Consider the following 15,103-nt stretch of genomic DNA (forward strand, 5'->3'; position numbering starts at 1 on the left):
CTGCTCCCCAGTGTCCGCGATGCCCGCCCAGATCCGGGCACGGCGGGGGCACCGACCGGTGGACGCGCGCCATGGCCCGCGAGGCGCGGCGCCAAGGGCTTCGGCCCCGCTCGTCGGCACGATCACCGGCCTACCCACGGACTGGTGCGTGGGAGCTCGGCTCACCGGCGGGTGTCTTCGGTCGTCGTCGGCCGGTGTGCTGTCCCCTTGCGATCAGTTCTTCGCGACGGCGGGACAATGGCTCCCAGCGCTCGGGAGCTTCAGTTCGGTGAGGTAGGCGTCAACGGCGTCGCGGGTGCAGTCGCTGCGGCCGTAGACGCTGTGTCCCGCGCCTTCGTAGGGCAGCAGCACAGTCGTCCTGCGGGTCTGCCGGTGCACGTTGGTAGCCCACGCGTAGTTGTTCGCCGGGTCGTGCAGCGAATGCAGCATGAGGATCTTGGGTGCCTCGGTGATGCGCAGACGGTGCTGCGGGTTGTTCGCCTCGTCCGGCCAGCCGACGCAGCCAGCCACCGCGTCGTGGATGCGTGGTGTGCCGCGCATGTGCGGTGCGGCCCGTAGTTCGGCTTTGGTGAGGCCGGCGAATTCGCGGTAGTTCTTCGGCCGGAATCGCCAGTCCTGGCAGAACACCGCATGGAACGGTTCCTCGGTCGTCTGCTGCTCCGCTCCCGACGACGTCCCCGGTCGGGGTTGCTGAGATTGCCGCCGTTCCCTCGGTTCCTGTGCGGACAGCTCCGCCACATAGGTGGCCAGCTCGTCCCAGTCCGGGCCGTAGAGATACTCCTTGAAGGCGACAAATGCGATCGCGTTCGCGGTGAGAACCTGGTCCGGGCTCTCCGGATCGTGTATCTCCCCTCGGTCCGCCCTGGCGAGCAGGTCGTCCCATACGGCGGTGACGTCACCGCCGTGCAGTGCGCAGGAGCTGGTGGACTCACACCACGTCACGAACTGGCGGAACGAGTCCTCCGCTGTGATCGCCGAGGAGACGAGGAACTCCCGGGCGTCGAGGCTGTGGTCGACGTTCGCGGTGAGGGCCATGGCCCGGATCCGGTCGCCGTACTGCTCCGCGTACTGCTCGCCGATCAGCGTGCCGTAGGAGTGACCGAAGTAGTTGACCTTTTCCTCGCCCAGCGCCCTTCGGATCGCGTCCATGTCCCGGACGACGCTCAAGGTGTCCGCGTGGTCGAAGACCGGACCGCTGTGCCGTCGGCAGTCCTCGCGTAATGTGCGGTTGAACCGGGCGAGTTGATCGAACTCCGCCTGGTTGCGGGGGTACGACGACGGGCGTCGGTCCAGCAGCTCCTTCGAGCACTTGACCGGTTGACTGCGACCGACACCCCGTGGGTCGAACCCAATGATGTCGAACTTCTCCTGGATGTCCGCGCTGAAGTGGGACGTTGCGTCCTTGACGGCGAAGTTCACACCCGAGGCGCCCGGCCCACCCGGGTTGACCAGCAGCACACCGACCCGGCGATCCGGATCGGCCGCCTTGCGACGGGCCACCGCGAGGTCGAACTTCTCACCCGACGGGCGTGCCCAGTCGACGGGCAGGCGGAGGGTCCCGCATTCCGCCGTGGCGTCGTCGGGGCACGGTTCCCAGTCAATGGGATCCTGTGTCGTCGGGCTTCTGCCGGGAGGGCCCGCATCCGCCGCCTCGACGCCCGGCGTCAACGCTCCGGCGAGCACTCCAGCGGCGAGCACTCCGGTGAGCGCCCTGAAGAGTAATGGCATGAAGTATCCCTTCCAAAAGTCTTACGAAATGGATCACTGGGGTGCCCCCTGGTCGAACGTGGCAGCAAGCCAACTTGGGTCACAACCGCTCCAGACGGGAATCAGGGAAGGCCCGGGGACTCGGTCAGGGTTGTCCTCAGGGCGGCGCCTCGGGGGTTGACCCTCATGTCCCTGAATCTTCCCCGGACTTGGTGCGGCTCCGCCAAGCGAACGAGCGGCACCGAAGCCCTTGGCGCCGCACCTCGAGGCCCAAGGCGGGCGCGTGATGCCGAACTGGTCCCGGCGACGATGCGTGGTCGAGGTCTACGGGGCAACCGGACAGGGAGCAATCGCACGACTATCGCACGACTAGGGAGCGCTGATGCCATGGGAACCGCCGTCCACGTCCCTCAGACCCGGGACATGATCGGGGACGAACTCTCCGGAGACGAAGCGTTCACCGCGCTGCGCCACTACGGAGGGCTGCGGCTGCTGACCGATTCCTTCGCCCGGTTCCGTTACGCGGACGGCTTCACCAACGCACGCGCGCTCGCCTTCCAAGTGGTGCTGGGCCTGGTGCCGTGCACCGTGGCCCTGGTCGGGCTGGCCACCTCCGTCCACACGGAGAGCTTGGGCCGGATCATCGAGCTGACCCTCGGCAGGATCGTGCCGGGTGCCAGCGCCGGCATCGTCGAGGACGCCTTCGACGGGACGCGGCGCAGCGCCCACGGCGACGTGTGGAGCACGCTCGCCCTCTGGCTCGGTCTGGCCTTCGCACTGCTGAACCTCGCCTCGGCCATGGGACAGATCGAGCGTGGTGCCAACCGCATCTACGGCATCGAGCGCGACCGCCCCTTTCCGCGCAAGTACGCCAGGGCGTTGGTCCTGGCGCTCTCGGCCGGTCTGCCGCTGGTGCTGGGCTTCGTCGTACTCGTCGCCGGCGAGGCCGTCGGCGACGCGATCGCGGATACCGCGGGCTGGAAGGGCGGCGGGCCGCGCTGGTGGGGCGTGCTCGCCCTCCCCGTGGGACTCGCACTGGCGTGGGTCGCCTCGGCCGTGATCTTCCGGTGGTCACCCCGTCGCGTGCAGCCGGGCTACACCTGGCTGGCCTTCGGGTCCGCCGTCCACCTCCTGCTGTGGATCGCGGCCACGTGGCTGCTCGCCCTGTACGTCGAGAAGAGCGGTGCCTTCGGTGCCCTGTACGGGCCGCTCACCGCGTTCATCGCCCTGCTGTTGTGGGCCAACCTCACGGCCGTCGCGCTCTTCCTCGGCATCGCGTTCGCCGCCCAACTCGAAGCTGCCCGCGCCGGTGTCGAATCGCCCGTGCGCCCGGATCCCGGGTGCGTGACGCGTCGCTTCCCACCCTTCGCTCAGGGCGGCCGCCTGCCCTCGGCCGTCCTACTCCCCCGGGCCCGGCCGGCGCTTCATCGACCGCCGGCCGCAGCGGTGACCGTCGCGACATCCACCCCGGTCAGTTCCACGATGCGATGCGGCGGCACGCCGACGGCCAGTGCCCGCCCGATCAGCTCGTCCCTGGCGCCGGTGCAGTCGCGGTAGGCGAGCAGTTCCTCCTCGACCCGGGCGTGCGCCGCCGACGCCATGTGCTGCCGTACACGGCTCAGTTCCTCCTCGCTCAGCGGGACCGGCAGCCGCTCCGCTCCCTCGGGGACGGCCCCCCGTTCCTCCGGCGGCACCAGTCGCAGGCGGGGGGACGTCGGCGTACTTCCCTGAGCGTCCAGCCACGCGTGCACCGCCGGAGTCTCCATGCAGGCGAGGTCACCGACGGCGGCAGGAGCCACGCCGAGGACCGCGGCGGCGTCGTCAATCAGAAACAGGTAGGCGTCGTCGGTCATTCTCGTCTCCTTCTCGACGTGGGACATCCGGCCACCACGGTGAGGGGCCGGATGTCCCTCTACCCCGCCGCACCCGGATTACCGTCGGCGTACCCCGGGAGTGGGCCGCTGCGGCTCATCGCCGCGGGGCCGGTCTGTTGTCGGCCGTTCGTCGACGATTGCCGTGCCAGTCGAGTATCAGGACCGTGGCGTCGTCCTTGAGGCTGCCGTGGCAGGCATCAAGCACCGCGGCGGTCAGGCTTCGGACGGCTTCTCTTGGATGCAGCGCGCGGGTGTCGTGAACGACCGAGGCCAGGTCGACGGCTGCGGCACCGCGCTCCTGCATTCCGTCCGTGAGCAGGATCAGGCGTGCTGTAAGTGGTAGGAGGTGGTTGCCGCCACACCGAACGGCGGGTTGACGGCGAGTTTGACCTCTTCGACGGTGCCGTCGCGCAGCCGCAGTGGCCAGGGATGGCCTGCGTTGACCAGTTCACAAAGGCCTGTTTCGAGGTCGACGCACAGCAACTGTCCGGTGGCCAGGCCGCGGCTGTGACTCAGCAGGGCCTGGTGGGCGTGGCGGGCCTGCTTGACGGCGTCACAGCCGCTGCGGCGCGCACCCCGCAGTGCGCCGACCAGCAAGGTGGCCAGCAGGGCGGAGTTGGTGTCGTGGCCCATGGCGTCGGTGATGGACAGATGCAGGGTCTCGCGGTCGAGGGTGTAGTCGTAGGTGTCGCCACCGATGTCGTCGGCAGGGACCAGCCCGGCGGCGAGGGTGAACTGGGCCGCCTCGCAGCAGGGGGACGAGGGAAGCAGTTGGTGCTGGATCTCCGCGGCCAGGCTGGTCTAGTGGTGCGCCGGCCCAGGTGGTACAGATCGGTGAAGCGGCGGTCCGTGACGATGATGTAGGCCAACGCGTGTGCCGCGTCGCGGACCTGTCGGAGCACGGTGTCGTCGGCGGACTGCAGAGTCACCTCCAGGACGCCGATGCAGTCGCCACGGTTGGTGACCGGCGTGATGACGTGTCGTCCGCCCTGGCCGTCCGCTTCCACATGCTGGCGCTGGCTCTGCAGAACGCTGTCGTAGACGCTGCCCTGCAAGTCGATCGGCTCGCCGTCGTCCGCGACATCACCGCCATCGCCCCGCCTGCCCTGAAGGGCGCCCGTCGCGCACACCTCACCCGATTGGCGCTCCTCCGCATGGCGCCGCCCTTCAACCCTGTCCAGCTCGAAATGCAGCCGCTGTAGCGGGGACGACAGCATCAACCGACAGCGCAGGCCGGCCAATCCCCCAAGCGCGACGGCAAGACTGTCTTCCGCCGCGCTCCCAGGACAACCGTCTATCCGAGATCTGAACTTGGCTCGGCAGCGTCGCCCGAGGGCGTTGTGACTTTCGTGTGGAGGACCTCGCGGGCCTGCTCCGCGGCACGGAGGGTGCCCTCGCTGACGAAGTCGACGAAGCGGGCGATGTTCTCGAGGCGGGCGCCGGCCGGGGTGTCGGGGCCGAGGATACTGACGCCTTGCCGTGAGGTCTCGACGACCTGGGCGAGGGACCGGGCGCTGGCGATCGTCGCCTGGTACCAGACGTCGTCGTCGATGACGTAGCGCTCGCGACGGCGTTCGTCGCGTTCCCGTCGGGCGAGTCCCTGGCTCTCCAGGAACGTGATCGCTTTGGAGATGGACGCCGGGCTGACCTGGAGGCGCTGCACGAGTTCGGACGCGGTGAGGCTGCCCGCGTCGGTGGTGTAGAGGCAGACCAGCACCCTGGCCATCATCTTGGGCAGGCCCGATTGCATGAAGACGATGGTGAGTGTCTCCTCGTACTCGCGCACGGCCTCGGCGTCGCGTCCGTGGGTCTGCGGGGGCGCCTGCGGTCCCCGGGGCGCCGCCTGCCTGCGTTGGTGAGTGCGGCGTTCGGTGGCGCGGTGGGCCAGGTCGGCGCGGTAGGCGGTGGGGCCGCCGTTACGCATCACCTCACGCGTGATCGTCGAGGTGGGGCGGTCGAGACGTCTGGCGATCTCCGCGTATGCGAGGTCGTCGGCCAGCCCCGACGCGATCTGCTGGCGTTCCTGCTGGGTGAGCCTGCCTCCCGGCATCGCGATCTCCTTCGTGGTTCTTGGTGCCTCCAGAGTAGCGTTCACTTTCAATCCATTGCAACGCCCAGGCGGCGATCGTTGCGTTAAATTCAGAACCATTGCAACGTTTTCATTGCTCTGAGCTGGCCTTATTGTAATTACGCGCAACGAAGGTGTTGAGCAATCTTCGAACGCAACGTAGCTTTTCCAAAGTCAGAAACAAGAACCGAAGGAGAGCACGATGCAGAAGTTCGACACCCCCACCCCGGTCTCCGCCGTCCTCGACATCCCCGCGGGACGCATCCAGTTCATCGCCGCCGACCGGGCCCACACCACGGTCGAGATCCTGCCCGCGGACGCCTCGAAGGGCCGCGACGTGAAAGCGGCCGAGCAGATCACGGTCGAATACGGCGACGGCGTCCTGCGGATCGAGGCCTCACCGGCGAAGAACCGGATCCTCGGCAGCTCCGGATACGTCGAGGTGACCGTCCAACTGCCCGCCGGCTCCCACATCGAGGCGAAGGCGGCCAGCGCCGAGTTCCGGGGCGTCGGGCGGCTCGGCGACGTCGCTTTCGAGGGCGCGCAGGGCTCGGTCAAGGTCGACGAGGCCGCGAGCGCCCGTCTCACCCTCCTCTCCGGCGACATCACCGTCGGCCGCCTGAACGGCCCCGCGGAGATCAGCACCCAGAAGGGCGACCTCCGCATCGCCGAGGCCGTGCGCGGCACGGTCGTGCTGCGCACCGAGTCCGGCGAGGTGTCGGTCGACGCCGCCCGCGGAGTCTCCGCCTCCCTGGACGCCGGTACCACCTACGGCCGGATCCACAACGCGCTCAAGAACACCGACGGCGCCGCCGCCGGCCTGAACATCCAGGCGACCACCGCCTACGGCGACATCAGCGCCCGCAGCCTCTAGACCACCGCCCGCAGCCTCTGAAGGAGCACCCCTCATGACCAACCCGGCCATCGCGGCGAACGGGCTACGCAAGTCCTACGGCGACAAAGTCGTGCTCGACGGCGTCGACCTGGCCGTCCCCGAAGGAACGATCTTCTCCCTGCTCGGCCCGAACGGCGCCGGCAAGACCACCGCCGTCAAGATCCTGTCCACCCTCATCTCCCCCGACCCCGCCTCCGGCGAGATCCGCGTCGGCGGCCACGACATCGCCGCCGACCCGCAGGCGGTGCGTGCAGCGATCGGTGTCACCGGGCAGTTCTCGGCCGTCGACGGGCTGATCACCGGCGAGGAGAACATGCTCCTCATGGCGGACCTGCACCACCTGTCCAAGCGCGAGGGGCGGCGGGTGGCCGCCGAACTCCTGGAGCGGTTCGACCTGGTCGAGGCAGCGAAGAAGCCCGCCTCCACCTACTCCGGCGGCATGAAGCGCCGTCTCGACCTCGCCATGACCCTGGTCGGCGACCCGCGGATCATCTTCCTCGACGAGCCGACCACCGGCCTCGACCCGCGCAGCCGCCACAACATGTGGCAGATCATCCGCGCGCTCGTCTCCGACGGCGTCACCGTCTTCCTCACCACCCAGTACCTGGAAGAAGCCGACGAACTCGCGGACCGTATCGCCGTGCTCAACGACGGCAAGATCGCAGCCGAGGGCACCGCCGAGGAGCTCAAGCGGCTCATCCCCGGCGGACACATCCGGCTCCGCTTCACCGACCCGACCGCGTACCAGAGCGCCGCCTCGGCGCTGCGCGAGGTCACCCGGAACGACGAGGCGCTCGCGCTGCAACTCCCCTCGGGCGGCAGCCAACGCGAGCTGCGCTCCATCCTCGACTGGCTCGACTCGGCCGGCGTCGAGGCGGACGAGCTGACCGTCCACACCCCCGACCTCGACGACGTGTTCTTCGCCCTCACCGGCCCGGCCAACATCCCCAACCAGCCCAAGGAGAACGTCCGATGAGCACCCCCCTGACTCCCACCCACCCGACCCGGATCTCCCTCGCCGTCCGCGACTCGTCAACGATGCTGCGCCGCAACCTCCTGCACGCGCGGCGCTACCCGTCCCTCACCCTGAACCTGCTGCTCACCCCGATCATGCTGCTGCTGCTCTTCGTCTACATCTTCGGCGACACCATGAGCGCGGGCATCGGCGGCGGAGACCGCTCCGACTACATCGCCTATCTCGTCCCTGGCCTCCTGCTGATGACCATCGGCAGCACCACGATCGGCACCGCGGTCTCCGTCTCCAACGACATGACGGAGGGCATCATCGCCCGCTTCCGCACGATGGCGATCCACCGCGGCTCGGTGCTCATCGGGCACGTCATCGGCAGCGTGCTGCAGTCGGTCGCCAGCGTGGTCCTCGTGGGCGCCGTCGGCGTGGCCATCGGCTTCCGCTCCACCGACGCCACCGCCCTGGAGTGGATCGCGGCATTCGGGCTGCTCGTACTCTTCGCCCTGGCGCTCACCTGGATCGCCGTCGGAATGGGCCTGATCAGCCCGAACGCCGAGGCCGCCAGCAACAACGCGATGCCGCTGATCTTCCTCCCGCTCATCTCCAGTGCCTTCGTCCCGGTCGACGCGATGCCGGGCTGGTTCCAGCCGATCGCCGAGTACCAGCCGTTCACACCGGCCATCGAGACCCTGCGCGGGCTGCTGCTCGGCACCGAGATCGGCCACAACGGCTGGCTCGCGGTCGCCTGGTGCCTGGGCCTCACCGTGCTCGGCTACCGCTGGTCGTCCGCGAAGTTCAACAGCGACCCGAAGTAACCGCCATGACAGCGCGGGCCGCCTCCCGCAACTCGCCCCGCCCGAGAGCGGCGTACTCCGACACCGCGTCGGCGTACGCCGCCGCGCTCGTATGCAGGGCGGGGGACCGCTGGTGGATGGTATGCGCGGTCACCCGGCCCATCCTCGACGGCCGTCCCGGCCCCGTGAGGTGACCCGCACTGGCAGCCGCTCGGGAAGCATCCGGGCGAATCGAGGCGAGGGCTCCACGCCCAGTTCCTCGTTCAACAACCGGCAGAACGCGTGATAGTGCCGCACCGCTTCGCTGACATTGCCCTCCGCGAGATGCGCCGACACGACGGCCCGGTGCGCGCTTTCCCGTAGGGGCTCCGCACGTACACTCGCCCACGCCGCCTCCATCGCCAGGGCCGGTCTCCCCTGCCGTATCAGGGCCTCGGCCAGCGCGTCGAGCGCGTGCAACCGCAGTTGCCGCAGGCGTTCACGCTCGGCCAGTACCCAGTCCTCGTCCCAGCCCGGCAGCAGGTCCTCCCCGGTCAGGACTCCCAACGGCGGTCGAGCGTGAAGCGGTGGGCCGCAGCCCTGCACGACGCCGAGTGCCGTTTGCGTGAGGGTGTGGACGTCCACGCGCAGGACCGGGGCGACCCACAGGGAGTCTCCGCAGCACCCGATCAGAGGCGGCTCACCGCGCGGCAGCTTCCACAAGGTGGTGCGCAGGCTGCCCCTGGCGTGCTCTTCGGTGACCTCGGGCCACAAGGTGCCGGCGAGGACCGTACGGCACACCCGCCCACGCAGTCCCATGAGGGCCAGAAGTCGCTGGCCGTTACGGCACAACTCGACGGCCTCGGTACCGAGTTCCAGCCGGAACTCACCCAGCAATCGCAACCGGGGAGGAGGAGACACCAACTCGATCGCCTCGCTCACAGTGTTGTGAGTGTGCGCCTCTGCATGCTGTCCGGCCTCACCAGCGGCGCGTCACAGCTGGAGATTCCGTGGTGCAACTCTGAAGGCATACCGCATTCTTCGAGGAGGCCTTCTCTCATCAGTTTCAGCCCCTCCCCCACGCTGTGCAACTCCGCCGGGAGGCCGCCACCCGTGCCCACGGTCTCCTGGGCGATGACGACAGGATGACGCCGTGCTGACGGCGGTCCCGTAGCTTCGGACGCGGCGACTGCGTCGGTTTCAGTCGATTCGCGCAGCCCCAGGTCCAGCCCTCGAAAACGCAGATCCGCAGAAGGGCAACTGCCAAACCGGCGGCGGCCGCGAGGCCATCGGCCACACCTTCGCTCTCCCTCGCATGGCCGATCCCCAGGCCCCGGTCCCGATCGACTAGGAGGTCGCGATGTCCTGGCGAGTCGCGAACAGCCTGGAGGCTCTTCGCCATCAACTCGACGCACGTTTCCCGGGACGCAGTGTCGCCGCCGACGGCGCCATCGGCGACGCGGCCCACCAGGCGCGCGGGCGCGACAGCGACCACAACCCGTGGTATGGGCCCGGGATCGTCACCGCGCGCGACTTCACCCACGATCCGGCGCACGGCCTCGACATCCAGCAGGTGGCCGACCAGCTGCTCGACAGCCGCGACCCGCGGATCAAGTACGTCATCGCCAACCGCCGGATCGCCACCAACCGCAGCTGGCAGTGGGGGCCCTACGAGGGTGCCAACCCGCATGAGGCGCACGTCCACCTTTCCGTGGTGGCCGATCCGCTCTGCGACGAGACCCAGAACTGGAGCCTGCCCATCCTGGGCGAGGCGCCGGACGGCGGGGGCGACGACAGCGGAAACGGCGACTTCGTCACGTGGGGCACCAGTGTCAACGTACGGGAGCAGCCCCGTCTCGACGCTCCGGTGGTCACCGTGCTGTCGGGGCCGACGCGCGTGACGGTCACGTGCCAGACCAGCGGCGACACGGTCGACACCGCAGGCCACAGCAACGATGCCTGGTCGTTCGTCCCCGCACTCGGCGGATATCTCTCCAACATTTTCATCGACCACCCGGCCTCCTGGCTTCCGGGTATCGGTGAATGCTGACCCTAGGCGGACCGCATGTCCGAGCCCCAGAAATTCCCCGTCATTTACGTCCGAGGCTTCGCCGGCGGCCAAAACGGCGTCAACAACGTCGTGATGGACCCGTTCTACGGATTCAACGAAGGCTCCACGCACATCCGTATCGGACCGGACAACAAACCGGACTTCTACCAGTTCGAAAGCCCGCTGCTGCGCCTGCACGTGGACGAGGGCTACCAGATCCTCGTCGAGGGCAGCCAGGAAATCTACCTGGAATCCCACGACAAGATTCCGGCGGAGACCATCTGGATACACCGCTTCTACGATCCGTCGGCGAGCACCTGGGGAGGCACTCCCAGGGAGTTCCGTATCGAGGATGCCGCGCGGGACCTGCTCAGACTGATCAAGCAGGTCAGGGAGAAGGCAAACGTGGAGCGCGTCCATCTGGTCGCCCACTCCATGGGCGGGCTGATCTGCCGTTGCCTGATCCAGAAGATCCTCCCGGAACTCAGGGAGAAGCCGACCGACTACATCGCCAAGTTGTTCACCTACGGCACCCCGCACGGCGGCATCACCTTCGACTTCGGCTTCGGCATGCTGGAGCGGCTGCGCGACGCGATCGGCATCAACGGCGCGGAGATCTTCGGACGTGAGCGGATGTACCAGTACCTGACGCCGGGCACCACCGAGGACGACGAGCCGGCGGACGAATGGGATCCCCGCGCGATGCCCGCCGACGATCAGCAGTTCGCGTTCCCCCACAGTCAGGTCTTCTGCCTGGTCGGCACCAACCCCGCCGACTACGACGTGGCGGCCGGCCTTTCGTCCGCCGTGGTCGGGCCCCGCAGCGACGGCCTCGTGCAGATCGACAACGCGTATGTTCCCGGCGCCCATCGGGCCTACGTGCACCGCAGCCACAGCGGACGCTACGGGGTCGTCAACTCCGAGGAGGGCTACCAGAATCTGCGGCGGTTCCTGTTCGGCGACCTCAAGGTCGAGGCGGCCCTCGTCGACCACCGGTTGCCCCAGGAGGAGAACACGGCCTGGCAGGCGGAAGTCGGCCTGTCGGTACGCGGTCTGCAGATCGTGATGCACGAGCGGACCGGCGCCCAGTGGTGTCCGATACAACTGCGGAACGGGGCAGGGAGCGTTCCTGCGGAGAGCGTCCCTGGGCGAGGTGTCACGGACTCCGACGGAGCAGTCCCGCTGGTGCACACCTTCCTGTGCGAGAACCTGGCCAGTCCCAGCGGCTCCGGCTCCATGCGTTACGCGCTGCATCTACGGATCCTGTCTCTGCGGCAGCGCGACAACGGTCTCCTGGACTTCGACGACCACATCGAGCAGACGGCGGACGTCGACGACATCCTGATCGTGGACGTCGGCGTGGACAACGGAGTTCCCGCGCTCCGGGCCACCTGGAACTCCGCCATCAAAGGCCCCATCAGCAATTTCACGCAGACCGGCTCGGCTCTCGTCGACGAGGACCCCGACCTGGGCGAATGGGTCGCCAACATCAAGCTGCCCGCCACCACGGAACCGATCCTCGGTGCGAACGCGCGGATCCGGCTCACCGTGACCGACTGGAACTGACGAAAGGAGCCGAGCCGTCATGGTCGCCCTGCCAAACGTCCAGTTCGGCAAGAAGAACGAGGACGTACGCACCGTACAGAGAGCCCTGATCGCCCGGGGCCGCAAGATCCCCGACGGCGCCACCGGCCTCTTCGGCAACCAGACCAAAGCCGCCTACAAGGCCGAACAGATCGCCCAGGGCTTCAGAGGAACCGACGCCGACGGCATACCCGGCTGCACCTCCCTCACCGCCCTCGGCCGCCACGCACACTTCAAGGTCAACTGCGATGGGGCCGCACCCGCCCGCGGTGGAGGGATCGGCCTCTCCCAGGTCACATACCGCGACCCCAACGACGAGTCCGGGCACGCCGCCATGCGGCGCTACGCCGAGAAGGCGTGCCAACTGACCCACATGGAGACGAAGTTCGGCGTCCCCGCACTCACCACCATCGCCCGGCGCGAGTCCGCCAACAACCACCCCAAGTTCAGGGTGAACAAGACGGACTCCAACGCACACGGCCGGATCGTCGGCGACGGCCACCCGCAGAACTGCTCACGGGGTGCCACCCAGTGCATTCCCCCCACCTTCGCCTTCTACCACCAGGCGGGCACGGCCACCACGCCCTACGACGTCGTGGCGTGCATGTGCGCGACGGTCAACTACGTACGAGATCGCTATCACGTAAACCAGTCCGGCTCGAACTTCGCCGCCCGCGTGCAGCAGGCGGATCCGCACCGGGCCCCCCACCCCTACTAGGAGTCCCTCATGGTTGCTCTGTCCAACGTCCAGTTCGGCAAGAAGAACGGGGACGTACGCACCGTACAGAAAGCCCTGATCGCCCGGGGCCGCAAGATCCCCGACGGCGCCACCGGCCTCTTCGGCAACCAGACCAAAGCCGCCTACAAGGCCGAACAGATCGCCCAGGGCTTCAGAGGAACCGACGCCGACGGCATACCCGGCTGCACCTCCCTCACCGCCCTCGGCCGCCACGCACACTTCAAGGTCGACTGCAGAGCGGCCGCATCCGCCGGCGGTGGCCCACGCGGTTCCAGCAACGGACGTGTGGCGTCTCCCGTGCCCGGCCACAAGGTCACGTTCGGTTTCTACTCGCGCGGCCCCTACGCCTGGAAGCCCGACGGTTTCGGCCGGCACACCGGGCAGGACTTCGCCGCCGGGACCGGCTCCCCCGTGGTCGCGGTACGCAAGGGCACCATCGCCTGGTCGAACGGCGCGGGCGGAGCGTACGGCCAGTGGATCGGACTGAAGGCGGACAACGGTCACGTCTACACCTACTGCCACCTCTCGCAGCGGCAGGTGAAGGCCGGTCAGAAGGTCAGCGCCGGGCAGCAGCTCGGCAAGGTGGGTACCACGGGCAACTCCACCGGACCACACCTGCACTTCGAGATGTCGAGGGGCCCTTCTTGGTCCTACGGCCATGTGGCGAAGCCCAGTTGGTGAACGAGGTGAAGGAGCCGGTCATGCCCCAGCACAATCCCCACCCGGTCCCGGACGAGCCCGGCGGGTTGATCCGGTCAGAGGTCAGAGGCTGGCAGGACGGCTACGACGTGGGCATCAGCTCACCGCCGGACGTGCCCAGGACGCCGCTTGTCCGTGACCCCGACTATGCGAGGGCATGGACGCAGGGCGCCGCCGCGGGCAACTCCGACGGGCGGACCGAGGGCTGGCGGTGGGCGTACTTCGAGGGAGCCGTCCAGCCCGTGCCCAAGGAGGCCGCCGGGGACCGGTACGGGCCGCAGGACAGCGGCGTTTCGGAACACGGAGACGCGCCTGCGTTCTCGTTCGCACAGAGCTGGCCCTGTGTGGGCGAATCACCGCTGCTGGTGATGCTGGCTCAGTTCGCCCCGGGAGAACGAGGCGGAGACGGGCTCACGGGCAGGCGGCTCGCGCGGGCCTGCGTGGACAAGGGCGTCCCGCGGCTCTACCTGCCGGTGAGTCTGACCTCCTCCGGGCGCCCGGAGGAGAGGAACGGAGATCCGCTGCGCGACGCGGGTTACTGGCACGGCGCGGTGTCCGAGTCCCTGGACGAGGCCGCTCCCGAAGCGATCGCCCAAGTCACCGTCCGCGCACCGCGCTTCGCGGCAGTCGTACGGTACGCGCCCACGGCCGAACACGACTTCTTCGACCTCCTTCCGGTGGGCGGCCTGCTGCCCCCGGAGCGCGGGGCGTCGTAGGACTGACTCGTCGTAGGACTGACTCAGCGGTACCTGGGCCATCGGGCGGGCGAATCTGCCCGATGGCCCAGGCACCGCCGGAGTTCAGGTGTCAGTTCAGCTGTCCTGGAAGAGCAGGTCCTCGGGGGGATGCGTCATCCGCACGGTCTGGCCGTTCGTGGCCTCTACGACACGGTGCAGGCCCAGGCACCGCTCACCCGTGGAGAGGATGGAGAAGCGGTCCCCGACGCCGGCCAGGAAGGCCGGGAAGCACGCCAGCGACGTGGTGCCGAGTTGGAGGTAGTCCACCAGCCGGCGGAACAGCTTGGGGAGAATGACGACATCGTCCGTCAACGAGGGCAGTCCAATGATCTTCGCCCCGGTCGTGGTGACATCGCTCGGCCACAGGCCCCGTCCTGCTTCTCGGGCCTCCTTGGTCGCGGTGGCCATCTCCGCCCGCAGGCTGGTGAACAGGCTGCGGTAGAACGTCGGGTACACCAAGCCCGCCGTGAGCAGATGGTGGTTGACCGTCGTCCTCAGCACAGCGGCGTCGACGTCGATCTCCAGGCCACTGGTCCCTGGGGGTGCTCCGCGCCCCGCCAGGGCGATGCAGCGTCCGTGGACATCGGTACCGCGGGTGAGTACGAATCCGGGAACCGTGTCCGGGGTGGTCGCGGTCACGGTCTCGTCCGGGCGACGCTGGACGTCGGTGAAGCCCAGCCAGCTCAACAGCTCGTCGCGCGCGGCGTGAGCGAACTGCAGCGGCTGGTGGACACGCTGCGCCCCGTAGTGGGTCTCGAGTGCGTCGATCGCGTCCAGCCGCAGTTTCGCGCGGCCCACCGCGCTGTGCTCGACGGCGCGGCCCAGCCCGCCGCCGACCAGGCTCCACTCCGAGGGGTCGTGGGCCGTGAAATGGACCGTGTCCCCGTCGGGCTGCGAGCCCTTGACATCGTAGAAGCCCTTGATGAGCAGCATGGGCATGGCGAATCCTCCTCGAATTTCAGAGGCGAATGTCTGCAATTGCTGTGGCCGTAGCCCCCCGACGGCTC

The 15,103-nt window shown here is 68.4% G+C and carries 14 protein-coding genes and 2 pseudogenes; 9 read left to right on the forward strand and 7 right to left on the reverse strand.

Annotated elements, in window-relative coordinates; genetic code table 11:
* Nucleotides 1-213: 213 nt before the first annotated feature.
* Nucleotides 214-1,728 carry an alpha/beta fold hydrolase gene (locus AB0H86_RS09125; RefSeq protein WP_362434835.1) on the reverse strand — a complete coding sequence of 505 codons (1,515 nt, stop codon included), beginning with the start codon at nt 1,726-1,728 and terminating at the stop codon, nt 214-216.
* Nucleotides 1,729-2,094: 366 nt separating this feature from the next.
* Here AB0H86_RS09125 and AB0H86_RS09130 point away from each other — a divergent pair.
* Nucleotides 2,095-3,048 (forward strand): annotated as a pseudogene (locus AB0H86_RS09130) (YihY/virulence factor BrkB family protein); the annotation flags it as partial.
* A gap of 83 nt (nt 3,049-3,131) precedes the next feature.
* Here AB0H86_RS09130 and AB0H86_RS09135 read toward each other — a convergent pair.
* The 3 genes and pseudogenes from AB0H86_RS09135 to AB0H86_RS09145 form a co-directional block, all read right to left on the reverse strand.
* Complete coding sequence (locus AB0H86_RS09135; RefSeq protein ID WP_362434837.1) at nt 3,132-3,560, reverse strand: DUF6003 family protein; 429 nt, start codon at nt 3,558-3,560, stop codon at nt 3,132-3,134.
* A 115-nt stretch (nt 3,561-3,675) separates the two neighbouring features.
* Nucleotides 3,676-4,648, reverse strand: a pseudogene (locus AB0H86_RS09140) (PP2C family protein-serine/threonine phosphatase); the annotation flags it as partial.
* Nucleotides 4,649-4,875: 227 nt separating this feature from the next.
* A complete protein-coding gene (locus AB0H86_RS09145; RefSeq protein WP_362435271.1) occupies nt 4,876-5,631 on the reverse strand; it encodes a helix-turn-helix domain-containing protein in 756 nt (251 codons plus the stop codon).
* Between the two features lie 220 nt (nt 5,632-5,851).
* On the opposite strand from AB0H86_RS09145, the gene AB0H86_RS09150 reads away from it, so the two are divergent.
* Genes AB0H86_RS09150 through AB0H86_RS09160 form a run of 3 tightly spaced genes read left to right on the forward strand, consistent with a single transcriptional unit; the run spans nt 5,852 to nt 8,329 of the window.
* Nucleotides 5,852-6,523, forward strand: a complete 672-nt coding sequence (locus tag AB0H86_RS09150; protein ID WP_362434840.1) for a DUF4097 family beta strand repeat-containing protein — start codon at nt 5,852-5,854, stop codon at nt 6,521-6,523.
* 34 nt (nt 6,524-6,557) lie between these two features.
* Entirely contained in the window at nt 6,558-7,520 is a 963-nt protein-coding gene (locus AB0H86_RS09155; protein WP_362434842.1) for an ATP-binding cassette domain-containing protein, read from the forward strand.
* On the forward strand, nt 7,517-8,329 hold the full coding sequence (locus AB0H86_RS09160; protein ID WP_362434844.1) for an ABC transporter permease: 813 nt from the start codon (nt 7,517-7,519) through the stop codon (nt 8,327-8,329). The genes AB0H86_RS09155 and AB0H86_RS09160 overlap by 4 nt, the downstream gene beginning before the upstream one ends.
* On the opposite strand, the gene AB0H86_RS09165 is transcribed toward AB0H86_RS09160, so the two are convergent.
* Both AB0H86_RS09165 and AB0H86_RS09170 read right to left on the reverse strand, forming a co-directional pair.
* A complete protein-coding gene (locus tag AB0H86_RS09165) occupies nt 8,310-8,462 on the reverse strand; it encodes a hypothetical protein (RefSeq protein WP_362434847.1) in 153 nt (50 codons plus the stop codon). The genes AB0H86_RS09160 and AB0H86_RS09165 overlap by 20 nt on opposite strands.
* The gene (locus AB0H86_RS09170) at nt 8,459-9,229 is read right to left on the reverse strand and encodes a BTAD domain-containing putative transcriptional regulator (RefSeq protein WP_362434849.1); all 771 of its coding nucleotides are present in this window, start codon (nt 9,227-9,229) and stop codon (nt 8,459-8,461) included. Before AB0H86_RS09170 ends, AB0H86_RS09165 begins: the two co-directional genes overlap by 4 nt.
* A gap of 418 nt (nt 9,230-9,647) precedes the next feature.
* On the opposite strand from AB0H86_RS09170, the gene AB0H86_RS09175 reads away from it, so the two are divergent.
* The 5 genes from AB0H86_RS09175 to AB0H86_RS09195 are packed head-to-tail and all read left to right on the forward strand — an operon-like array spanning nt 9,648 to nt 14,075.
* Nucleotides 9,648-10,337: an SH3 domain-containing protein gene (locus tag AB0H86_RS09175; RefSeq protein ID WP_362434852.1), complete on the forward strand. Its 690-nt coding sequence runs from the start codon at nt 9,648-9,650 to the stop codon at nt 10,335-10,337.
* 15 nt (nt 10,338-10,352) lie between these two features.
* A complete protein-coding gene (locus AB0H86_RS09180) occupies nt 10,353-11,903 on the forward strand; it encodes an alpha/beta fold hydrolase (protein WP_362434854.1) in 1,551 nt (516 codons plus the stop codon).
* A gap of 19 nt (nt 11,904-11,922) precedes the next feature.
* Nucleotides 11,923-12,639 (forward strand): peptidoglycan-binding protein, encoded by a 717-nt coding sequence (locus AB0H86_RS09185; RefSeq protein ID WP_362434856.1) that lies wholly within the window; start codon nt 11,923-11,925, stop codon nt 12,637-12,639.
* Between the two features lie 9 nt (nt 12,640-12,648).
* The gene (locus AB0H86_RS09190; RefSeq protein WP_362434859.1) at nt 12,649-13,341 is read left to right on the forward strand and encodes a peptidoglycan DD-metalloendopeptidase family protein; all 693 of its coding nucleotides are present in this window, start codon (nt 12,649-12,651) and stop codon (nt 13,339-13,341) included.
* Between the two features lie 20 nt (nt 13,342-13,361).
* Nucleotides 13,362-14,075 (forward strand): hypothetical protein, encoded by a 714-nt coding sequence (locus AB0H86_RS09195; RefSeq protein WP_362434861.1) that lies wholly within the window; start codon nt 13,362-13,364, stop codon nt 14,073-14,075.
* 96 nt (nt 14,076-14,171) lie between these two features.
* Here AB0H86_RS09195 and AB0H86_RS09200 read toward each other — a convergent pair whose 3' ends face one another.
* On the reverse strand, nt 14,172-15,035 hold the full coding sequence (locus AB0H86_RS09200; RefSeq protein ID WP_362434863.1) for a nuclease: 864 nt from the start codon (nt 15,033-15,035) through the stop codon (nt 14,172-14,174).
* Nucleotides 15,036-15,103 lie beyond the last annotated feature (68 nt).

Source organism: Streptomyces sp. NPDC050997, from assembly GCF_040660135.1.
Classification (GTDB): domain Bacteria; phylum Actinomycetota; class Actinomycetes; order Streptomycetales; family Streptomycetaceae; genus Streptomyces.